Raw genomic sequence first — 20,266 nt, 5'->3', positions numbered from 1 at the left:
AGTTTTGTACGTACAAACTGATTTTGCCATGAGAGACGTCCTGTACCTGGAACAGATCGAGCAGGCCGAGGTCCTGCTCAAGCCGCACCGCGTCGAGGTGCTGCGACAACTGGCCGAGCCGCGCACCTGCACCGAGGTCGCCACCCGGCTGGAGCAGACGCCGCAGCGCGTCTACTACCACGTCAAGCAGCTCGTCGCCGCCGGGCTGGTCGAGCTGGTCAACGAACGCAAGGTCCGGGGCATCACCGAGGGCATCTACCAGGCCGCCGCCCGGTCCTACTGGCTGTCCCCCCGGCTGGTCGGCCGGATCGGCCTGCGCCGGGCCCGCGACGAGCTGAGCCTCGGCTACCTGCTGGACCTGATGGAGGAGGTCCAGGAGGACATCGCCGGGCTCGACCGTGCCGCCCCCGAACTCCCCTCGGTCGGGGTCGCCGGCGAGATCCGGGTGCCGGCGGAGCTCCGCCAGCAGTTCCTGCACGACCTGCAGAGCACTCTGCAGGACCTGTTCACCCGCTACGGGGGCGCCGAGGGCGACGCCTTCAAGCTCGCCGTGGCCTGCTATCCGAAGGGGAAAGAACGTGACTGAATCGATGAGGCTGCCCGTCCGTCTCGCCGCGCCGGCCGAGGCCGTCCGCCGCGCCCTGACCGACCCGGCCGAGCTGCGCGTCTGGCTCGCCGAGCACGCCGAGGTCGAGCTGCCGCGACGGTACGAGTTCTGGGGGCGCCACACCCCGGAAGGCGACGCGCCGCACCAGCGGCTGCTACACGTCGACGACGACACGCTGCGCTTCGCGTGGCTGCTCGACGGGGTGGAGACCACCACCGAGTTCGCCCTGCTCGCGGAGGGCCCCGGGACGACGGTGCTGACGCTGACCCAGAGCCACTTCGACTTCGCCGAGGCGATGAGCGGCAGCACCATCCGGGGCGTGCTCCAGACGTTCTGGAGCCTGTCGCTCGCCAACCTGGCCGCCCACCTGGCGGGGCAGTCGCTGCTGCCGAAGGTCGACTTCGCCTCCGCCGAGATGCGCGGCGAGCTGCTGATCGACGCGCCAGCGGCGAAGGTGTTCGAGTCGCTGACCGACTCCGAGCAGGCCAGCGCCTGGTTCGGCTACCCGATCGGCATCGAGCCCTGGGTCGGCGGCCGCTACGCCATGGGCGGCTTCGAGCACGGCTACGCGGCCAAGGTCGTCGACCTGGAGCCGGGCCGGAAGCTGTCGGTGGACTGGGGGCCGACCGGCGTCAGCACCTGGGAGCTGGCCGAGTCGCAGGGGAAGACGAAGCTGACCTTCGTGCAGTCCGGCTTCGACGAGCAGAACCCGCCGTACGGGGCGTGGGCCGGGTCGGTCTCGTCGCTGTTCGAGCTGCGCCGGTTCCACGAGATGAAGGACTGGCAGCCGATCTGGCTCCCCGCTGAGGTGCCGGGCCTGGAACCCGAGCCCGCGAAGGCGACGAGCTGACGCACGCCCCCGGGGCGCGCTCCAGCCGGAGCGCGCCCCGGGCCGTCGAAAGTCGCAGGTGATAGTCGGGCGACTCGTGGGTACTGGGGGGCGATGTTCTTCATCTTCGGGCTCCGCACCAAGGTCAGCCAGTCCGGCGTGGTGCAGCAGGTCTGCCGCAACTGCCACAACCAGGCCGCGCAGGTGATCACGCGCCGATCGACGAAGTTCAGCCTGTTCTTCGTGCCGCTCATCCCGATCCGCACCCGCTACGTGCAGCAGTGCACCTTCTGCGGCGCCCAGTACGACATCTCCCGGTCGGAGGCCGAGCGCCTCCCGGTCGGCTGAGCCCACCGATGGCCCGTTTCCTCTGCTGGCTGATCGGCCGGCAGCCCGCCGTGCCCGCGCCCGTGCACACCGTCTCCCGGCCGCCGTGCACCCCCGGCCGCCGCCGTCGTCGCCGCGACCGCCGGCCGCTGGCCGGCACCGCCCTGCCCCGTTCGCCCTGGAACCGCTCCGCCGGGCGCTGACCGATTCGTGATCCGCCGAGGCGCGGCGGACTGGTGGGACCGTGCCAGGATGTGGCGGTGTCGTACCCCCCTCATGCGTCGTACCCGCACATGCCAGGCCCGGTGACGCCGATGGTGTACCCCCACCCGATCGCGCCCCCGCCCGGCTACGCGGTGCTCGCCGTCACGGTGAACCGTGGCCCGTACATCGTGCCCGCCCCCGCCACGAGCAAGTTCAAGGTCAACGGCCAGGCGGTGCCGATCCCCGGCGAGGGCACCTGGTACGTGGTGATTCCTCCCGGGTCACTCGACGTGCGGTACACCGATTTCATGGGCCTGCCGCTGATCACCACCACGCTGGTCGCCCATCCCGGCGCGGCCTACCATCTGTCGTTCCGCTTCGGCGGCTGGCGCAACCGCGCCTACGACGGGTACGGCACCGACGTGACGAAGTTCGGGCTCTGGTCGAACTACAGCATCGCGCTGGTCATGTTGGGCGCCTTCGGGCTGATCTGCTGCGGTTTCCTGGGGCCGTTCACCACCCTGCTCTGAGCAGGTCCCGCGCGGCCCGGCCCCGGGTTGACGGCTGCGGCGGCTGCCACCGGCCGGGGCGGCGCCGGGCGCGGGCGGCGGCGACCGCCTATCGTGGCGGATCGTGACGAGCACCGAGGAACGACTGGCCGCGATCCGCGGCGGCGTGCCACCGAGGCGGCACAACGCGCGCACCATCGCCGCCCTGACCGGCAACCCGGGCTGCACCCGGCGGGCCGTGCTGGACGGCGCGGGGGTGGACAAGCCGAAGCTGGCCGAGCGGATCGGCTTTCCCGCCCGGTTCGGGCAGTCCCGGTTCGCCATCACCCGGGGCAACGCGTTCGAGGCGCAGGTCAAGGCCGACGGCGGGGCCGAGCTGCTGCGGCTGGTCGCCGAGCGGCTGGGCGTACCGGTGCCGGCGGCGGCGAGCTGGACGGACCTCGGCGACGGCGTCGAGGACGACACGGCCGCCCGGCACCGCCGCTCCGCCGCGCTGCTGACCGGCGCCACCCCCGGCGGGACGGACGACACCGCCGCACTGTTCGACCACCCGCTGCTCGGCCTGGAGGTCGCCGGCCGCCGGGTGCACCTGGAGCCGGACCTGGTCGCCGCCCGGCTCGCCGGTCGGTTCCACGTCGTCGAGATCAAGTCGTTCCCGGTGGTCGACGGCCAGGCCGACCCGGCCAAGGTGTCCGCCGCCGCGATCCAGTCCGCCGTCTACGTGCTGGCCCTGCGCGAGCTGCTCGCCGCCGCCGGGCACGACCCGGAGCTGGTGTCGCACGACGCGGTGCTGGTCTGCCCGCGCGACTTCGCCCTCCAGCCGGTGGCCAGCCTGGTCGACGTGCGCAAGCAGCTGCTGGTGCTGCGCCGCCAGCTCGACCGGATGGCCCGGGTCGACGCGCTGCTGGCCGCCGTGCCCGAGGACTTCACCGCCGACCTGACGGTCGAGCCGGCGGCCCTGCTCGCCGCGTTGTCGCAGGTGGAGGCCCGCTACGCGCCCGACTGCCTGGCGGCCTGCGAGCTGGCGTACTTCTGCCGGCACGAGGCGCGCGGACACACCGGGGCGCTGGGCCGGCCGGTCCGGGAGGCGCTCGGCGGGGTCGCGGAGGTCGACGAGGTGCTGGCGCTGGCCGCCGGCGAGCGCGCCCCGGAGCCCGGGCAGGAGCAGGCCGCCGCGCTGCTGCGGGCCGCCGCCCGGTTGCGCGCCGACGCCCTCACCGGGACCCCCGCATGAGTACGCCCCGCGACTCCCGCCCGGCCGTCCCGAGCACCGGGCGGGGTGGGCCCGCGTGAGTACGCTCCGCGCGTTCGCCAGGGCCCAGGCGCTCGCCGCCGGGGTGGCCCAGCCGGTGGCCACCGTCCGGCACCTGCACCTGTCCGCGCGGCCGCTGGTGCTGGTGCCGCTGGCGATGGCCGGCGAGGCCAACGCGCCACTGGCGGCGCTGGTCGGCGACGCCCCGGACGCGGCGCGGCTGCTGATCGTGCCGCAGCCCCGCAACCGTGACCAGCGGTTCGCGTTCGCCGCCGAGCTGGCCGGGATCGTGCTGCCCTACCTGGACGGGTTCCGGGGCGTCTCCGAGGCGGTGCCGGTCGACCGGGGCAGGGACGTGCGGTACCGCCACGTCGACGCCCCGCAGCTGCTGGTGCCGAACCCCGCCGGGATCACCTTCCTGCGGCTGTTCGGCCGCTCCACCCGCTTCCGCCGGCCCGACGGGGACTATCCGGTGCACCCGTCGGTGCCGGTGCTCGGGCGCTGGCTGACCTTCTTCGCCGAGCGGGCCGAGCATCCCGGTTCGTCGGCGCTGCTGGCGATGACCGACGCGCTGGCCCTGCACTGGGCCACCGGGCAGAGCGTGGTGGAGGACCTGCACCTGCCGGCGCTGCTCGGCTGGATCGACCCGCCCGCCGGGCTCACCGGCGCCGAGGCGGCGGCCCGGGCCGAGGACCCGGCGACCTGCCCGCCCGCCGGCCCGGCCACCGACCCGGACTTCGACAACCGGTCGCTCGCCCCGGCCATCGCCGCGTACGCCGCCGCCGAGGACGACCCGGTCGCGCGCGCCGGGGCGTACGCGGAGCTGGAACGGCTGCTGCGCGACCAGCTCGCGCCCACCTGGGAGCTGATGTGGCGCGGCGTGGGGTTGCTGCGCGGCCTGCCCCCGGGCGCCCGGGTGGCCGGCCGGTGGGACGGCGACAAGGACGCCTTCACCGGCTACGCCGAGCACGTCGACGCGGGCGGCGCGCCGCAACCCCGCCGGGACGGGGCGGTCTCCGCCGCCCAGCGGCTGCACCGGCTGGAACGGGCCCTGACCTCCTACGCGGTGCAGCGCGCCTACGACGACCCGCTGGTGATGGCGGAACACCGGCTGACCGGGGAGGCGTTCGTCGGCGAGGTGACCCTGGCGGACCCGAAGCGGGTGGACGACACCGGGAAGCGGCCGGTGCTGCGCCCCCGGATCCAGCTGGTCACCACCGAGCCGGTGGCGGTGCCGATCGGCGCGACGCTGTACTCGCCGGCCCGGCCGGCGCAGAAGGCCCGGGTGGTCTTCGTGACCCCGGCGGCGGACGGCAAGACCGAGGTGGTGCTGGAGCTCTCCGGCGGGATGGGCCGGGGGCTGACCGCGCCGCCGGGCAGCGTGCCCGAGGTGGGGGAGCGGCTCTGCTACACCACCCTGTCGGACGCGTTCATGCCGGCGGGGGCGTTCCCGGCGGTCGAGGAGACACCGTGGACGCACGGTGGTCCGCCGGCCGCCGCCAGCGACGGGGCCGGGGACGCGGACGACGATCCCGCGTCGGAGGGGCACTGACCGACCCGCACCCGACGGCCCTCTTGTCCCGTCTCGAACGCCTATGCGCGCAGGGGCATCCCCGCCGTGGCAGCCTCGATAGCATCCATCGAGATCGAACCGACCCTGGTCGGATCGCAACGGTTCACCAATCACGGGGGATGCATTGTCAGTTCACCGAACGCGTCGATGGGGTGCCGCCCTGTTCGCCGCCACGGTCACAGCAGGCCTGCTGGGCGGCGCTTCCGCCCAGGCCGTCACGGGTGCCCAGCCGGTCCCGGACGGCACCTACCGGTTCAGCGCCAAGGTCACCTTCGGCGATCTCCGCGCCTGCTCGGGTGCGCTCGTCGACAAGAACTGGGTCGTGACGACGAAGAGTTGCCTGGCCGAGGGCAGTGCGCCGGTCGCCGCCGGCCCGCCCAGCCGGCCGACCACGGTGCTGGTCGGCCGCGCGGACCTCACCGGCACCGCCGGCCACCAGCGCTCGGTGGCGGCGGTCGCACCGCACCCGGACCGCAACGTCGCCCTGGTCCGCCTCGCCGCCCCGGTCACCGACGTGCCGCCGGTCGCGCTCGCCAGCACGCCGCCGTCGGCCACCGAGACGCTCAAGGTGACCGGCTACGGCCGGACGGCCACCGAATGGGTGCCGGATCGCCTGCACCAGGGCTCGTTCACGGTGCAGGACGTCGACGCCACGTCGGTCGGCCTGCTCGGCGCGTCGGCCGGCGCGACGCTCTGCAAGGGCGACGCGGGCGGCCCGGCGTTCCGCGACGGGTCCGCCGAGCTGGTCGCGGTCGTCAGCACCTCGTGGCAGAAGGGCTGCCTGGCCGAGACCGAGACCCGCGACGGCGCCACCGCCACCCGGGTCGACGACCTCGGTTGGTGGATCCGCTGGCAGACCACCGACGTCCACCTCTTCGGCGTCACGAATCAGCTCATGCCGGACGCCACCGTGCAGAGGCGGCTCGTCGCCCACGCCGTCGACTCCGCCACCGGCGGCCTGCAGACCCGCACCGCGGCCGCGCTCCTGCCCTTCGCTCCCAAGTCGATGGCCACACTCAACGCGGACACCATCCTGCTGACAAACGGGGCCGGCGAGCTGCACCGGGTGGATGTGGCGAACACGGTCGCACTGACCTACACCATCACGAAGATCGCCTCCGCCGACTGGGCCTTCGACGAGTTGGTCTACGACGGACACGGCTCGCTGTACGGCATCCTCGCGGGCTCCCTGCGTCGCTTCACGGTGACCAGCGCCAAGCCGGTGGCGGCCGACTTCACGGCCCCCACCACGATCAGCAGCGGCTTCGGTCTGCAGACGCTCGCCTCGCCCGGCCCCGGGCGGATCCTCGGCACCACCTCTGCCGGCCCTCTGCTCTCCTACAAGATCAATGGGGCCAATTCCTGGTCCCGGTCCGATCTCCACCAGACCGGCTGGGACCGGCCCAGGGAGCTGGTCTCGCCGGGCGGGGGCCTCTATCTCACCATCCATCCGACCGACGGCCTCAAGCGCTACCGCGACGCCAACCCGTTCGACGGCCGGGGTGACGACATCACGTTGATCGGCGAGGAGTCGGTGAGCGGCGCCTGGTTCCGTCACCAGCTGCTCTCCGCGCGGCCGTGGACGGGTGTCGTGTCGGTCTTCGGCACGGGGCCGGAAGGGCGGCTGTCCCACACGACTGTCGATCCGGTGACCGGCGCCAAGCAAAAAGTGGTCGCCGCGGCGCCGCTCGGCTTCACCCCGAAGGCGATGGCCACCCTCAACGCCGACACCCTGCTGGTGACCAGCACGGGAGGGCAGCTCCACCGGGTGGACGTCACCGGCACCGACCCGCTGACCTTCACCACGACGAAGCTTGCCGACACCGGATGGACGCAGGACCGGCTGGCCTACGACGGCAACGGCTCGCTCTTCGGCATCAACGCCGGCTCGGCGCTGCGCCGATACACGGTGACCAAGCCGAAGCCGGCCTACGCCGACATCACCAACGCGAAGGCGATCACCGGCAACTTCACGCTGACCTCGCTGGCCGCCCCCGGTCCCGGCCGGATCCTCGGCACGACCAGCACCGGCAAGCTGCTGGCGTACGTCATCGACGCCGCTGGCGTGTGGACCGTCGCGGAGCTCGCCGCGACCGGGTGGGGCGACACCGCATCGCTCTTCGGGCCCGGCGGCGGCCTCTACTACAAGCGGTTCGACTCCGGTCTGGTCGTCGCACACCTGGACGCCAGCCCGTTCGACGACAGCGGGGCGGACATCAAGATCCACCTGCCCGACGCCCGGAACAACACGGGCTGGGACCCGATCCTCTCGGCCCGCCCGTACGACGCCTGGCCGGACGGCCGCCGCTGGTGACCGCCTGACCGCCCTACCGCAGTGACCGTGCGGGCCGCCCGATCCTCGGGCGGCCCGCACCGTCGTCTCCGGCCGGCGACGCCCGGCGAACCGCCCCGACCCGGGCCGGGACGGCGGATGCGCCGGCCGGCGGGGCGCAGAATGGATCGGGCTTGACCCTCACGTAACGGCAGGCGGGAGCCTCGGTGGCGGAAGGGAGGGAACCATGGCCTACACGGTGGGACAGGTCGCGAAGGCGGCCGGCGTGACCGTGCGGACGCTGCACCACTACGACGGGATCGGGCTGCTCTCGCCCAGTGACCGCAGCAGCACCGGCTACCGGCGCTACGACGACGCCGACCTGGACCGGTTGCAGCACATCCGCTACTACCGGGAGCTGGGGTTCCCGCTGGAGGAGATCGCCGCGATCCTCGACGACCCGGCGAGTGACCGGGCGGCGCACCTGCGTCGCCAGCACGAGCTGCTGTCCGTACGGATCAGGAAGCTCCAGGAGATGGTCGCGGCGATCGAGTTCGCGATGGAGGCGAGCAAGTTGAACATTCCACTGACCCCGCAGGAGCGGTTCGAGGTCTTCGGCGACTTCGACCCGGACGCGCACACCGAGGAGGTCGAGCAGCGCTGGGGCGACACCGACGCGTACCGCCAGTCGAACGAGCGGGTCGCCCGCTACACCAAGGACGACTGGCTGCGGAACAAGGCCGAGAACGAGGACTGGGCGCGGCGGTTCGTCGAGGTGATGGCATCCGGGGCGCCCGCGAACGGGCCGGCGGCCATGGACCTGGCCGAGGAGCACCGGCAGCTCATCAGCCGCTGGTTCTACGACTGCCCGCTCGAGCTGCACACCTGTCTGGCCGACATGTACGTGTCGGACGAGCGGTTCACCGCGTACTTCGAGACGATCAGGCCGGGGATGGCCGCGTACCTGGGTGAGGCCATCCACGCCAACGCCATCACCCGCGCCTGACGCGCGGCCGTACCCGGAGGTCAGCAGTGTTCATCGTCGCCGGCAGTCTCTACGTCGACCCGGACCAGCGGGACGCCTACCTGGCCGACTGCGTGGAGGTCGTCCGGCAGGCGCGGTCCGCGCCGGGCTGCGTCGACTTCGCGATCGGCGCGGACCTGGTCGAGCCGGGGCGGATCAACGTCTACGAGCGCTGGGAGTCCGAGGAGCAACTGCTCGACTTCCGGGGCTCCGGCCCCTCGACGGAGCAGGAGGTGGCGATCCGCGGCGCGGAGGTGCACCGCTACCTGATCTCCGGGGTCGAGGCTCCCTGACGGGGCCGGCCGGGCGTCACGGCGTCCGGCCAGCCCCGGCGGGGGCGACCAGGTGGTCGTAGACGGTGCGGGCGAAGCGACGGACCACCTCGTCGCCGGTGGCGATCGGGCCCGGGCCCCGGCCCGCCGCCGTCCGCCGCCGCGGGGTCCGCCGCCAGCGTCAGCGCCGTGACGACCGCCAGCGGTACGCGGACAGCCGTCCACCGGGAAGACGAACGCTTCTTGTCTGCTTTGCTCACATTCGCACCATATGGACGCGGTTGTCGTGGGCGTCCCCGCCCCCGCTGGCGTCACCCGTCCGGGCGGCGCCCTACGGCGGTCGGCGGCGCCAGTGCCGGTGGCGGGGTCAGGCCCGGGGCGAGGCGGCGCAGCGAGGTGAACGTGGGAACCAGCGCGTCGTAGAGCCCGGCGAAGAGCGGCAGCAGGGCGGCGTAGGTGGCGGCGGCGGCCGGATCCGGGCGTGCCGTCTCCTCGATGCGCACCAGGTGGGCGGCGACCTCGATGGAGGGGATCAGCCCCAGCGCCTCCATGCCGAGCAGCGCCGCGCCGAAGCCGGAGCCCTCCCGCGTGGCGGGGAAGTGCACCGGCATGCCGAGCACGTCGGCCAGCATCTGCCGCCACAGCGCGCTGCGCGCGAAGCCGCCGCTGGCGCGAATCTCCCGGACCTCGTTGCCGGCGGCCCGCACCGAGGCCAGTACCAGCGCCAACTGCTGGCAGACGCCCTCCAGCGCGGCCCGCACCAGGTGCGCCCGGCGGTGCCCGTGGGTCAGCCCCACGTACGCGCCGCGCGGCAGCGCGCTCCAGTGCGGGGCGCGCTCGCTGAGCAGGTACGGCAGCATGATCAGACCGCCGGAGCCGACCGGTGCCAGCGCGGCCTGCGCCAGCAGCTCCTCCTCGGCGTCCTCGCCCAGCTCCGGGGCGAGCGCGTCGCCGGTCCATTCCAGCACGACGCCGCCGTTGTTGATCGCCCCGCCGACCACCCAGCGTTGCTCGGTCAGCGCGTAGCAGAACACCCCGCCGAGCGGGTCGACGCCGGGGCGCTCCACCATCACCCGCATCGCGCCGCTGGTGCCGATCGTGCAGGCCATCACGCCCGGGGCGACCGCGCCGAGCCCGAGGTTGGCCAGCGGGCCGTCCCCGGCGCCGACGACCACCTTCGTGTCCCGGGGCAGCCCGGTCGCCGCGGCGGCCTCGGCGGTGAGGCCGGGCAGCACGGTGGTGGTGGGGACCAGCTCCGGCAACTGCTCCGCGGTGATCCCGGCGACACCGAGTGCCTCCTCGTCCCAGGAGAGCTGGTGCATGTCCATCAGCCCGGTGGCGGAGGCGACCGAGTGGTCGGTCACCAGCGCGTCGCACAGCCGCAGCAGCACCCAGTCCTTGATGCCCACCCAGTACGCCGCCCGCCCGAACAGCACCGGCTCCTGCTCGGCGAACCAGAGCAGCTTGGGCAGCGGCGCCATCGGATGCACCGGGGTGCCGGTGCGGCGGTGCAGCGCCAGCCCGGACGGGACCGCGCGCAGCCGCTCGGCCTGCCGGCTGGCCCGCGAGTCGGCCCAGGTGAGCGACGGGGTGAGCGGGCGGCCGTCCGCGTCCAGGCCGATCAGGCTGTGCATCGCCGTGCCGAAGGAGAGCCCGGCGATCGGCCGGTCCAGCTCCGCCACGACCGCGCGCACCGACTCCAGCACCGCCGCGTGGATGTGCCGCGCGTCCTGCTCCGCGTAGCCGGGGAAGGGTTCGTCGAGGGGGTAGCCGACCGAGTGGTGGGCGAGCTGGGCGCCGTCCAGGTCGTACGCGACCGCCTTGGTGCTGGTGGTGCCGATGTCGACGCCGATCACCACCGGGCGGAGCGGGTCGCCCACCGGTCCCACCCCCTCGTCGGCCCTGGCTGCCGCCGACGTTACCCAGCACCCGGGTGGTCCGTAGGGGGAACAACCCGGTTTCCCGGTCGGGTCTTCCTCGGCACGCCCGCGCCCGGCGAGAATGCCGGTCGTGTGAACTTCTCACACGTCCACCGGACGGGAGGAAGTCCCGATGAGGCCAAGGCCGCTCTGCGCACTGGTCACCGCCCTCGCCACGGTCGCCACCACAGCGGTCGCCGGCGTCCCGCCGGCCGCCGCGCGGCACCATGACGGCGGCTACTCGGCGGAGATCCGCCGGGCGTCGTACGGCGTCCCGCACATCACCGCCCGCACCTTCGCCAGCCTCGGCTTCGGCGTCGGCCACGTCCAGGCCGAGGACAACATCTGCGTCATCGCGGAGAAGGCCGTCACGGTCAACGCCGAGCGGTCCCGCTACTTCGGAGCGGCGAGCCCCACGGACGCGAACGTCCGCAGCGACCTCTTCCACCGCAAGGCGATCGACGACCGCACCGCCGAGCGGCTGCTACAGGGACCCCGCGACGGCGTGCACTCCCCGTCCGACGAGGTCCGTGACCAGATCCGCGGCTTCGTCGCCGGCTACAACAGCTATCTGCGCCGCACCGGCGCGGCGAACCTCACCGACCCGGCCTGCCGGGGCAAGCCGTGGGTGCGTCCGCTGACCGAGCTGGACATGTGGCGCGCGAGCTGGGCCAGCATGGTGCGGGCCGGCTCGCGGGCGGTGCTCGACGGGATCGTCGCCGCCGCCCCGCCCACGGCCACCGGCCCGGCCGCCGCCCTCGACGCGCCGGGCGCCGCGGCGGTCGTCGCCGCCCGCGACGGCGCGCCCGCCGGCGTCGGCAGCAACGCGTACGGGCTGGGCGCGCGGGCCACCACGCACGGCGGCGGGATGGTGCTGGCCAACCCGCACTTCCCGTGGGAGGGGGCGGAACGCTTCTACCGGATGCACCTGAAGGTCCCGGGCCGCTACGACGTGGAGGGCGCGGCGCTCATCGGCGACCCGATCATCGAGATCGGGCACAACCGCACCCTCGCCTGGAGCCACACCGTCTCCACCGCCCGCCGCTTCGTCTGGCACCGGCTCGCGCTGGTCCCCGGCGACCCCACCTCGTACTACGTGGACGGCCGGGCCCGGAAGATGACCACCCGCACGGTCACCGTCCAGGTGCCCGCCCCGGGTGGCGGCACCGTGCCGGTCAGCCGCACCTTCCACGACACCCACTTCGGTCCGGTGGTCGTCGTCCCCGGCACCTTCGACTGGACCACCACCGCCGCGTACGCGATCACCGACGTCAACGCGACGAACAACCGGGCCTTCGACGGCTGGCTCGAGATGGGCCGGGCGAAGACGGTCCGCGAGCTGAAGCAGGTCCTCGACCGGCACCAGTTCCTGCCCTGGGTGAACGTCATCGCCGCCGACGCCCGTGGCGAGGCGCTCTACGCCGACCACTCGGTGGTGCCCAGGGTCACCGACGAGCTGGCCGCCGCCTGCATCCCCGCGCCGTTCCAGCCGCTCTACGCCAGCAGCGGCCAGGCCGTCCTCGACGGCTCCCGGTCGGCCTGCGCGCTGGGCCGCGACCGCGACGCGGCGGTGCCCGGCATCCTCGGCCCGGCCAACCTGCCGATCCGGTTCCGCGCCGACTACGTGACCAACTCCAACGACAGCCACTGGCTGGCCAACCCGGAGGCGCCGCTGGAGGGCTTCCCGCGGATCGTCGGCAACGAGCGCACCGAGCGCAGCCTGCGTACGCGCCTCGGCGTGGAGCAGGTGCGGGAGCGGCTCGCCGGCACCGACGGGCTGCCCGGGCGGGGCTACACCACGTCCCGGCTCTGGCAGACGGTCTTCGGCAACCGCGCGTACGGCGGCGAACTGCTGCGCGACGACCTGGTGGCACTCTGCGCCGCGCAGCCCACCGCGACCGCCTCCGACGGGACCACTGTCGACCTGCGGGGGGCCTGCGCGGCGTTGAAGGGCTGGGACCTGCGCGTCGACCTGGACAGCCGCGGCGCGCACCTGTTCACCGAGTTCGCCCTGTCGGGCGGCATCCGGTTCGCCGACGCGTTCGACGCCGCCGACCCGGTGCGCACCCCGAGCCGGCTCAACACCGCCGACCCGCGCGTGCTCACCGCGCTCGCCGACGCCGTCCGCAAGCTCGCCGGCATCCCCCTCGACGCGCGCCTGGGCGACATCCAGACCGAGCCGCGTGGCGACCGGCGCATCCCGATCCACGGCGGACGCGCCGAGGCCGGCGTGTTCAACATGATCATCGGTCCGTTGGCGCCGGGCGTCGGCTACCCGAAGGTGGTGCACGGCTCGTCCTTCGTGATGGCCGTCGAGTTGGGCCGCAACGGCCCCTCGGGGCGGCAGATCCTCACCTACTCGCAGTCGAGCAACCCGAACTCGCCCTGGTACGGCGACCAGACCCGGCTCTACTCGGGCAAGGGCTGGGACACCATCAAATACACGGAGGCGCAGATCAAGGCCGACCCGAACCTGCGCACCTACCGGGTGGGGGAGGGCCGCCCCCGGCACTGACCGCGGCCCGACGAAATCCACCTATCGCCCGTTTTCGCCCGTCGTTCGGTCATTTTGCCCGTTGCGGCGTGTCCCCGTCGGCCGTTGTCACCGTTGATAGCTGTGACACCCCGGTTGGTGGCCTGCGCGGCGAAGGAGTCGGCGTGGCAAGGACTGATTCGACGGGTTCCACATGGCGGTACCGGTGGGTGCACCGGCAGAACGAACGGCGGCGGCGGGAGTTCCGCAGCGCCGACAAGGCATGGCGACGACGCGACGACGAACTGCGCCGCCTGCGTACCCTCGCCGAGGAGTTCCAGGGCTCGGCCGCGGCGGGCGCCGGCCTGGCGCTGGAGCTCGCGCCCGACGAGGTGGTGTTCTGGGTGCTGCCGGCCGCGCAGCTGGTGGAGGTGCGACACACCACCGTGCTGCCCGCGCCTGACCTGACGGTCGCCCCGGCGGCCGCGCCGCCGCGGCCCCGCAGGCCGGACGGTGTCCGGGTCGCCGACGCCGGCATGGCGGTGATCACCAACCGCCGGCTGGTGCTGCTCGGCGGTCGCGGCCGGCGCGACTGGGCGTACGGGAGGATGACCGGGCTGGCCCACGACCCGCACGCGCCGGTCACCCTCATGCAGGTGCTGGACCGGCGGCGCACCTCCGGCCTGATGCTCCCGGCCGACGTCGCCGCCGATTTCCGGTTCAAGCTGACCCTGGCCTTCGCCGACGCCATCGAGCAGCGCGGCGCGGTGCTCGACCAGCTCGACGAGGCGATCGCCGAGCATGCGCAGCTCAAGCCGTTCCGGCCGCAGATCGCGACCCCGGCGCAGGCCCAGCCCTTCGCGTTCGTGCCCGGCGGCCGGCGCACCGTGGCCGTCGCCGCCGGCATCGCCCTACTGGTGCCCGCCGCCCTGCTGGACACCGATCCCGCCGACCCGACCGGCTCGGAGGTCGCCGTCGCCGCGACTCCCGCGCCGACCTTCGTCGCCCCGCCGGTCGCCCTCCCGGCCGCGCAGGCGAAGGTGCCGCCCGCCGCGTCGAAGCCGCGACGTGGCACCACCGCGCCCACGCCGACGCCCGCCCGCGAGCGGCTCTGCGGCGCCCCGGCCAACCCGATGGGGTACGACTTCTGCGGCGGCGAGCGCATCCGCAGGCCGGCCGTCGAGGTCTGCGACTGGTTCGACTGCGTACCCGAGTTCTGGGCCGGCCGGGGCCACCTGGTGCAGTGCGGCGACGGCTCGGTCAGCCTCACCGGCGGGCGGCGCGACGCCTGCGCCGGGCACGACGGCGTGCGCCGCACGGTCCGGCGCTGACCCCGCTGCGCCACCTGGCCGGGCTGCGCCGGGTCGGTGGCCGGGCTGCGCCGGGTCGGTGGCCGGGCTGCGCCGGGCCGGCGGAGGCGACAGAGCGCGCGTCGTCGCCCGGCTCGGCGGGTTTCCGCACCCGGCTGTGCGGCACCCCTTGGCTGTGCGGCACCCTCGGCTCCGCGGCGCTCCCGGTCGGGGCGAGGGCTCACGTGCGCAACGCTGTCGAGCTGATGTCGTAGACGATTCACCGCCCTCTGGTGGCACAGCGGGCCGGACACCACCACCTGATGTCACAGCCGACTCAGCTCGACAGCGTCGTAGGGTCCCTTCGCTGGCGGACCGACTCGGCGGCCACCACCGAGCCGGCCACCACCGAGCCGGCCACCACCGAGCCGGCCACCACCGGGGCGATGGAACGCCATCCGAGGGATTCGGGGTGGCGCGGAAGTCGCATGATGTTCCCTGTGATCTACCTCCCGAGCAACCAGCGTCGCAAGAAGAAGAGCCGTTTCGACAACTGCGACGCCTGCAACTGCGACATCCCCTGCTGCGACCTGGGGCTCTTCTCCACCCTGCTGACCCTGGGCGCGCTGGGCGCCCGGCTCGTGTCGCCCGGCCGGGCCTCGGCACCGCCGACCGTCGACGCCGGGCGGGCGCCGCTGGTGGACCGGGCCGGGCGGGCCGCGATCCTGGGCTACCGGCGCTGGCTGTCGCACCGCTGGCCCGGGCAGTGCCGCTTCACCCCGACGTGCAGCGCTTACGGGCTCGCCGCCGTGGAGCGCTACGGGCTGGCCGTCGGCGGGCGGATGGCCGCCGACCGGGTGCGCCGCTGCCGGCCAGACGTGCCGCGCGGCACCCACGACCCGGTGCGCTGACCGGGGCGCCCGCGCCCGGGGCCGCTGTTCGCCGGGGCGCCCTGAGCTGCGGGGATGCCGCCATCCGCGCCTCGGGATCGGTCATGATGACAGGATGGAGATCCGCTCCGACGACGGTGCCCGGGTGAGGATCCGGCCGGTGGGCTACCAGCCCGGGGTCGAGCCGCCGGACGACCCGGACGAGGCGGCGGACTGGGACGACTGGCTGCTCGTCGAGACCGACGCCCGCACCGCCGACGGGCAGGCCTGGTCGCGCCTCGAACCCTGCCTGACGGTGGCCGAGGCGTACGCGCTGGCGGGCTGGCTGCGGCAGCAGGCGGAGACGGCCGGTGACCCGGCGGAGCCCTCGGCGGTGGCCCGCTTCACCGAGCCGAACCTGGCCTTCCGCACCCGGGTGCTGCGCCGGCGCCGGCTGGCGCTGACCGTCGAGTTCTCGTACGAGTCGCTGCCGCCCTGGATGCGGCGGCAGCCGCTCGGCGCGGTCTACCCGCTGACGCTCACCGTATCCGCCGACGCCCTCTCCGTGGCCGCCGAGCAGTGGGCGCGCGAAGCCGACGCGTACCCCCGCCGCATCGCTTCCTGACGGCCGCCGACCCGGGCGTGAACCGTGCCGCACGGGCAAGCGGCGTGCAAGCCCTTCCCGCCGTTTAGTTTGCGGCGGCTACGGCCGGATGATCTGACCGTCCGCGTCATGGTGGCTCCACCACGTGGGGCGGTGTTTGCGCAGGCTCCCCGCGACGCGGGTTAGCAGCAGCAGGTCGTAATTGAACATCAGGGCCGCGTCTTCGGCCCGTTCCTTCAGGACCCGGGCGGTGGTCGCCAGCACGTTGGGGATCCCCTTGTCGGCCAGCACGTCCTTGCGCATGTAGAAGCCGATGTCGACGTACGTCTCCGGCTCCCACACCCACAGCGAACCGTCGTCGTCCTCGGCCTCGTAGTACCCGTGGGTGCCCCCGGTGATGTCGACGACGAATCCGCATTCCTCGTTCAGCGCCGAGGTGAGCATGCGGTTGCCGGACGCGGTGCGTGTCTCGACGGCGTTCGGTGCGGCGAGCAAGGCCACCTCGTCGAGGGTGATCTCGCCTGCCAGCATCAACTGGAACTCAACAGCCATCGGGGCGAGCCCGGATCACTGCGTGCCGCCGTCGCCTTCCCCGTGCCCGGTGGGCGGGTCGAAGTCGGGGACGGTGAGTGAGCCGTCCGGGCCGAGGGGGAAGCCCGGGTTCCAGGCGATCTCCCAGACATGCCCGTCGGGGTCGGCGAAGCAGCCGGCGTAGCCGCCGTAGAAGGTCTCGCGTGCCGGCACGGTCACCTCCGCCCCGGCGTCGGCCGCCGCCGTCAGCAGCTCGTCGACCTCGCCCCGGGAGCGGACGTTCTGCGCCAGCGTCATCCCGCCGAACCCGCCCGCCTCCCGGTCGGGCACGCCCGCGTCGGCTGCCAGCTTCTCCCGGCTCCACAGCACCAGGGCCAGGCCGCCCGCCTGGAAGAAGACGGTCTCCTCGACCTCCTGGCCGCGCCAGCCGAGCCGCTCGTAGAAGACGCGTGCCCGGGCCACGTCGGCGACGCCGAGCGTCACGAGGCTGATCCGCTGTTCCATCACCCGACGACCCTCCACGTACGACCCGACACCGTCCACCGCCACCGTAGCGTCGAACCGGCGGCCGTTCCGGCTCCGGCCGCCGGCCTGCGCGATCCGGGCGACGACGCCCCGCTCGACCCGCTGACCGGTGGCTCAGCCCCGCCCCGTCATCCGGTCGGCGAGGCGGCGCAGCGCCGGGGCGGCGGCGAGCAGCGTCTCGCGGTCCGGGGCGTCCAGCTCGGCCAGCGCGGCGGCGAGCAGGTCGCGCCGGTGCCGCCCGTACGCGGCCATCCGCTCCCGCGCCGCGTCGGTCAGCTCCAGCCGGATCGTGCGCCGGTCGGCCGGGTCCCGCTCGCGGTGCAGCAGCCCGGCGGTGGTCAGCTCGCCGACGAGGGTGCTGACCGTGTTCGGAGCGGTGCCCAGCCGTTCGGCGGCCTCGCGGACGCCGATTCCCGGGCGCCGCTGCACCAGTCGCAGCACCTCCACCTGGGCGTCCGGCAGGGCGGTGCGGCCGACCCGCTGGGTGGCCGTCCGGCGCAGCATCCGGTGCAGGTCACCGAGCGCTCCGCCGAGCAGGTCGACCGTCTCTTCCGTCACAGTCAGGCCCTCCGACGCCGAAATAGCTCTGTAGTCAGAGCTATCGTATCCGGGCCGAGCCACCAGTGAGGGGACCGCCATGCCGCACGCCACCGCGCCGCCCGTCCGACCGGACGAGCGCGTCGCCGCGCCCACCGGGCGGGCCGCCGTCGTGCTGCTGGTGCTGCTCGGCACGCTCACCGCGTTCGGGCCACTCTCCCTGGACACCTACCTGCCGGCGTTCCCGGAGATGACCCGCGACCTGTCCGCCAGCCAGGCGCAGATCCAGCTCTCGCTGACCACCTGCCTCGTCGGCATGGCCCTCGGCCAGCTCGTCACCGGCCCGCTCAGCGACCGCTTCGGGCGGCGCCGGCCCGTGCTGGTGGGCGTCGCCGCGTACACCCTGCTGTCGTTGGTGTGCGCGGCCGTGCCGTCGGCCGAGACCCTGGCCGCCGCGCGGCTCGCGCAGGGCTTCGCCGGCGGCATGGGCGTCGTCGTCGCCCGCGCCGTCGTGCGTGACCTCTACGCCGGCCGCGAGGCCGCCAAGTACTTCTCCCGGCTCACCCTGGTCTTCGGCGTCGCCCCGATGGCCGCGCCCGCCTTCGGCAGCCTGGTGCTGCGCTTCGGGGACTGGCGTACGGTCTTCGTCGCCCTCGCGGTGATCGGCGCGCTGCTCGCCGCCGCCGTCGCGTGGCGGCTGCCGGAGACGCTGCCCGCCGCGCGGCGCAGCACCGGCGGCCTCGCCGCCACGGTCGCCGCCGGCCGCTCGCTCTTCACCGACCGGATCTTCCTCGGGTACGCGCTGGCGCAGGGCCTCGCCTTCGCCGCGCTCTTCGCCTACATCTCCGGGTCGTCCTTCGTCTTCCAGGACGTCTTCGGCGTCTCAGCCGGCGCGTTCAGCCTCATCTTCGGCGTCAACGCGCTCGCCCTGGTCGCCGCCGGCCAGCTCAACGCCCGCCTGCTGGACCGCTTCGCGCCCCGCACCCTGCTGCTCCGCCCGCTGGGCGTGGGGCTGCTGGCCGCCGCCGTCCTGCTCGCCGGCGCGCTGCTCGGCAGCCTGCCGCTGGTGGCGGTGGCGCTCTTCGTCTTCATGGGATCCCTCGGCATGGTGATGCCGAACGGCACCGCGCTCGCCCTGGACCGGCACCCCGCCCACGCCGGCACGGCCGCCGCCCTGCTCGGCACCATCCAGTCGCTGGTGGGGGCGATGGCCGCCCCGCTGGTCGGGCTGGGCGGCGAGGGCAGCGCCGTGCCGATGGCCGTGGTGCTCGCCGGGGCGGCGGTCGCCTCCCTCGCCGTCGTCGGCACCCTCGCCCGCACCCGCCGCCCCTGACGGCTCCGTCGCCGGCATGGTGAGCACCCGGCGGCGCTGGCGACCTCGCCCGGTTAACCCCTCGCCCGGGTCCGGCGGTCGGCGGTAGCGTGCCGGCGTGTCCCGCCTCGTGACCCTCGTCCTGGTCGATGCCGCCGGCGCTCCGCTGGGCGCCCTGCCGCCGTTCGACGTTCCGTCGCCCTGGTGGCAGGAGGTCGGCCCCGTCGTGGCCGAGGCCCGCCGGCGGTACGGCGTCGAGGTGGCCGTGCTCCGCCTGCTGACCGGCGACGCGCCGCAGCCGATGGGCGGCACGGTCACGTACCTCGCCCAGGTCGACGGGCCGCCCGCCACGCCGCTCGTACCGGCGAAGCTCGACCTGTCGGCGGACCCGCTGCGCGCCCCCTACGCCGAGCCCGGCGGCCCGGCGCGCAGCCTCGCCTGGGCGACGGCGGAGCTGCGGCGGCTCGGCCGCCCGGCGGAGACCGTGACCCAGCAGCGCACCTGGAACCTGTCGGCGGTCTGGCGGCTCGGCGGGCCGGGCGGTACGGCCTGGCTGAAGCAGGTGCCGGTGTTCTTCCGGCACGAGGCCGCGGTACTGCGCTGGCTCGGCCGGGCCGCGCCGGGGAAGACGTCGACGCTGCTCGCCGACGACGGCGACGGCCGGATGCTGATCGAGCACGTGCCCGGCGAGGACCGCTACGGCGCCCCCGTCGAGGAGCGGCTGGCGATGGCGGCCGACTTCCATCCGGTCCAGCTGCGGTCGGTCCCGGACGCGGCGGAGCTGGTCGCGGCGGGCGTGCCGGACCTGCGCGCCGACGCCCTGCCGGGCTGGATCCGCGACCGGCTGGCCGGCTGGGACACCTCGCTGGTGCAGTCCCTGCTGGCGGGGCTGGAGGCGCGGCTCGACGAGGTACGCGGGTGCGGGCTGCCGGACACCCTCGTGCACGGCGACCTGCACCCCGGCAACGTACGCGCCGACGCCGGGCTGCACGTGGTCATCGACTGGGGCGACGCGTTCGTGGGACACCCGGCGTTCGACGCGCTGCGGCTGGTGGAGGGGCTCGCCGACGACGTCGCCGCCCCGGTGCTCGCCGAGTGGTGCGCGCGGTGGCGGGCCGAGGTGCCGGGATGCGAGCCGGAGCGGGCCGTGGAACTGCTGCGGCCGGTCGCGGCGCTGCGGCTGGCGGCGGTGTACGCGATGTTCCTCGACGGGATCGAGGCGAGCGAACGGGTCTACCACGCGACGGACGTCGACACCTACTTTGAGCAGGCACTCGCGCCCGCTGCCCCCTGACGCCCCTGTGGTGGCGGATGCAGGGTTACCCGCACGCCGGCGGA

General features: G+C 74.2%; 21 protein-coding genes. 16 read left to right on the top strand and 5 right to left on the bottom strand.

The features are described 5' to 3' along the window. Window positions 1–28 precede the first annotated feature (28 nt). From ACLQ20_RS01000 to ACLQ20_RS00955, 10 genes are all read left to right on the top strand, one after another. Window positions 29–586 carry a winged helix-turn-helix domain-containing protein gene (locus ACLQ20_RS01000; RefSeq protein ID WP_151455158.1) on the top strand — a complete coding sequence of 186 codons (558 nt, stop codon included), beginning with the start codon at window positions 29–31 and terminating at the stop codon, window positions 584–586. Next, the gene (locus tag ACLQ20_RS00995; protein WP_327030566.1) at window positions 579–1,457 is read left to right on the top strand and encodes an SRPBCC family protein; all 879 of its coding nucleotides are present in this window, start codon (window positions 579–581) and stop codon (window positions 1,455–1,457) included. The genes ACLQ20_RS01000 and ACLQ20_RS00995 overlap by 8 nt, the downstream gene beginning before the upstream one ends. 93 nt (window positions 1,458–1,550) lie before the next feature. Further along, entirely contained in the window at window positions 1,551–1,784 is a 234-nt protein-coding gene (locus tag ACLQ20_RS00990; RefSeq protein ID WP_132233650.1) for a zinc-ribbon domain-containing protein, read from the top strand. An 8-nt stretch (window positions 1,785–1,792) separates the two neighbouring features. Then, complete coding sequence (locus ACLQ20_RS00985; protein WP_192581430.1) at window positions 1,793–1,966, top strand: hypothetical protein; 174 nt, start codon at window positions 1,793–1,795, stop codon at window positions 1,964–1,966. 111 nt (window positions 1,967–2,077) lie between these two features. Next, entirely contained in the window at window positions 2,078–2,497 is a 420-nt protein-coding gene (locus tag ACLQ20_RS00980) for a hypothetical protein (protein WP_327030567.1), read from the top strand. Between the two features lie 103 nt (window positions 2,498–2,600). After that, window positions 2,601–3,710, top strand: a complete 1,110-nt coding sequence (locus ACLQ20_RS00975; protein WP_327030568.1) for a hypothetical protein — start codon at window positions 2,601–2,603, stop codon at window positions 3,708–3,710. Window positions 3,711–3,765: 55 nt separating this feature from the next. Then, window positions 3,766–5,280, top strand: a complete 1,515-nt coding sequence (locus ACLQ20_RS00970; protein ID WP_151454442.1) for a hypothetical protein — start codon at window positions 3,766–3,768, stop codon at window positions 5,278–5,280. Window positions 5,281–5,425: 145 nt separating this feature from the next. Beyond that, complete coding sequence (locus tag ACLQ20_RS00965; RefSeq protein ID WP_425853914.1) at window positions 5,426–7,615, top strand: S1 family peptidase; 2,190 nt, start codon at window positions 5,426–5,428, stop codon at window positions 7,613–7,615. Window positions 7,616–7,820: 205 nt separating this feature from the next. Continuing rightward, a complete protein-coding gene (locus tag ACLQ20_RS00960; protein WP_151454444.1) occupies window positions 7,821–8,579 on the top strand; it encodes a MerR family transcriptional regulator in 759 nt (252 codons plus the stop codon). A 26-nt stretch (window positions 8,580–8,605) separates the two neighbouring features. Further along, the gene (locus tag ACLQ20_RS00955; protein ID WP_151454445.1) at window positions 8,606–8,890 is read left to right on the top strand and encodes a putative quinol monooxygenase; all 285 of its coding nucleotides are present in this window, start codon (window positions 8,606–8,608) and stop codon (window positions 8,888–8,890) included. A gap of 290 nt (window positions 8,891–9,180) precedes the next feature. On the opposite strand, the gene ACLQ20_RS00950 is transcribed toward ACLQ20_RS00955, so the two are convergent. Further along, window positions 9,181–10,749: a gluconokinase gene (locus ACLQ20_RS00950; protein ID WP_425853913.1), complete on the bottom strand. Its 1,569-nt coding sequence runs from the start codon at window positions 10,747–10,749 to the stop codon at window positions 9,181–9,183. Between the two features lie 172 nt (window positions 10,750–10,921). On the opposite strand from ACLQ20_RS00950, the gene ACLQ20_RS00945 reads away from it, so the two are divergent. Next, the gene (locus tag ACLQ20_RS00945; protein WP_358115682.1) at window positions 10,922–13,303 is read left to right on the top strand and encodes an acylase; all 2,382 of its coding nucleotides are present in this window, start codon (window positions 10,922–10,924) and stop codon (window positions 13,301–13,303) included. 143 nt (window positions 13,304–13,446) lie between these two features. After that, on the top strand, window positions 13,447–14,592 hold the full coding sequence (locus ACLQ20_RS00940) for a hypothetical protein (protein ID WP_151454448.1): 1,146 nt from the start codon (window positions 13,447–13,449) through the stop codon (window positions 14,590–14,592). Between the two features lie 295 nt (window positions 14,593–14,887). Here the strand turns inward: ACLQ20_RS00940 and ACLQ20_RS00935 are convergent, their stop codons facing one another. Beyond that, on the bottom strand, window positions 14,888–15,040 hold the full coding sequence (locus tag ACLQ20_RS00935; protein WP_425853912.1) for a hypothetical protein: 153 nt from the start codon (window positions 15,038–15,040) through the stop codon (window positions 14,888–14,890). Window position 15,041: 1 nt separating this feature from the next. Between ACLQ20_RS00935 and yidD the strand changes: the two genes are divergently transcribed. After that, window positions 15,042–15,461 carry a membrane protein insertion efficiency factor YidD gene (gene yidD / locus ACLQ20_RS00930; protein ID WP_225852171.1) on the top strand — a complete coding sequence of 140 codons (420 nt, stop codon included), beginning with the start codon at window positions 15,042–15,044 and terminating at the stop codon, window positions 15,459–15,461. A gap of 94 nt (window positions 15,462–15,555) precedes the next feature. Then, window positions 15,556–16,044 carry a WapI family immunity protein gene (locus ACLQ20_RS00925; RefSeq protein ID WP_425853911.1) on the top strand — a complete coding sequence of 163 codons (489 nt, stop codon included), beginning with the start codon at window positions 15,556–15,558 and terminating at the stop codon, window positions 16,042–16,044. A gap of 78 nt (window positions 16,045–16,122) precedes the next feature. On the opposite strand, the gene ACLQ20_RS00920 is transcribed toward ACLQ20_RS00925, so the two are convergent. From ACLQ20_RS00920 to ACLQ20_RS00910, 3 genes are all read right to left on the bottom strand, one after another. Then, on the bottom strand, window positions 16,123–16,575 hold the full coding sequence (locus ACLQ20_RS00920; RefSeq protein ID WP_425853910.1) for a SitI3 family protein: 453 nt from the start codon (window positions 16,573–16,575) through the stop codon (window positions 16,123–16,125). Between the two features lie 15 nt (window positions 16,576–16,590). After that, window positions 16,591–17,058 (bottom strand): VOC family protein, encoded by a 468-nt coding sequence (locus tag ACLQ20_RS00915; protein ID WP_425853909.1) that lies wholly within the window; start codon window positions 17,056–17,058, stop codon window positions 16,591–16,593. Window positions 17,059–17,193: 135 nt separating this feature from the next. Continuing rightward, on the bottom strand, window positions 17,194–17,583 hold the full coding sequence (locus ACLQ20_RS00910; protein WP_327031153.1) for a MarR family winged helix-turn-helix transcriptional regulator: 390 nt from the start codon (window positions 17,581–17,583) through the stop codon (window positions 17,194–17,196). A gap of 133 nt (window positions 17,584–17,716) precedes the next feature. On the opposite strand from ACLQ20_RS00910, the gene ACLQ20_RS00905 reads away from it, so the two are divergent. Both ACLQ20_RS00905 and ACLQ20_RS00900 read left to right on the top strand, forming a co-directional pair. Next, complete coding sequence (locus ACLQ20_RS00905; RefSeq protein ID WP_425853908.1) at window positions 17,717–18,949, top strand: multidrug effflux MFS transporter; 1,233 nt, start codon at window positions 17,717–17,719, stop codon at window positions 18,947–18,949. 97 nt (window positions 18,950–19,046) lie between these two features. Next, on the top strand, window positions 19,047–20,222 hold the full coding sequence (locus ACLQ20_RS00900; RefSeq protein WP_425853907.1) for a phosphotransferase family protein: 1,176 nt from the start codon (window positions 19,047–19,049) through the stop codon (window positions 20,220–20,222). Window positions 20,223–20,266 lie beyond the last annotated feature (44 nt).

Source organism: Micromonospora sp. DT46 (assembly GCF_049841735.1).
GTDB classification, from domain to species: Bacteria; Actinomycetota; Actinomycetes; order Mycobacteriales; family Micromonosporaceae; genus Micromonospora; species Micromonospora reichwaldensis.
Note: the sequence above shows the minus strand (reverse complement) of the source record. Positions and strands in the feature narration are given on the sequence as shown.

Bases quoted from the DNA above. Each gene is read 5' to 3' on its own strand.
- ACLQ20_RS01000 (WP_151455158.1), top strand. From the start codon at position 29: ATGAGAGACGTCCTGTACCTGGAACAGATCGAGCAGGCCGAGGTCCTG.
- ACLQ20_RS00990 (WP_132233650.1), top strand. From the start codon at position 1,551: ATGTTCTTCATCTTCGGGCTCCGCACCAAGGTCAGCCAGTCCGGCGTG.
- ACLQ20_RS00985 (WP_192581430.1), top strand. From the start codon at position 1,793: ATGGCCCGTTTCCTCTGCTGGCTGATCGGCCGGCAGCCCGCCGTGCCC.
- ACLQ20_RS00980 (WP_327030567.1), top strand. From the start codon at position 2,078: ATGGTGTACCCCCACCCGATCGCGCCCCCGCCCGGCTACGCGGTGCTC.
- ACLQ20_RS00960 (WP_151454444.1), top strand. From the start codon at position 7,821: ATGGCCTACACGGTGGGACAGGTCGCGAAGGCGGCCGGCGTGACCGTG.
- ACLQ20_RS00945 (WP_358115682.1), top strand. From the start codon at position 10,922: ATGAGGCCAAGGCCGCTCTGCGCACTGGTCACCGCCCTCGCCACGGTC.
- ACLQ20_RS00935 (WP_425853912.1), bottom strand. From the start codon at position 15,040: ATGCGACTTCCGCGCCACCCCGAATCCCTCGGATGGCGTTCCATCGCC.
- yidD (WP_225852171.1), top strand. From the start codon at position 15,042: ATGTTCCCTGTGATCTACCTCCCGAGCAACCAGCGTCGCAAGAAGAAG.
- ACLQ20_RS00925 (WP_425853911.1), top strand. From the start codon at position 15,556: ATGGAGATCCGCTCCGACGACGGTGCCCGGGTGAGGATCCGGCCGGTG.
- ACLQ20_RS00920 (WP_425853910.1), bottom strand. From the start codon at position 16,575: ATGGCTGTTGAGTTCCAGTTGATGCTGGCAGGCGAGATCACCCTCGAC.
- ACLQ20_RS00915 (WP_425853909.1), bottom strand. From the start codon at position 17,058: ATGGAACAGCGGATCAGCCTCGTGACGCTCGGCGTCGCCGACGTGGCC.
- ACLQ20_RS00910 (WP_327031153.1), bottom strand. From the start codon at position 17,583: ATGCTGCGCCGGACGGCCACCCAGCGGGTCGGCCGCACCGCCCTGCCG.
- ACLQ20_RS00905 (WP_425853908.1), top strand. From the start codon at position 17,717: ATGCCGCACGCCACCGCGCCGCCCGTCCGACCGGACGAGCGCGTCGCC.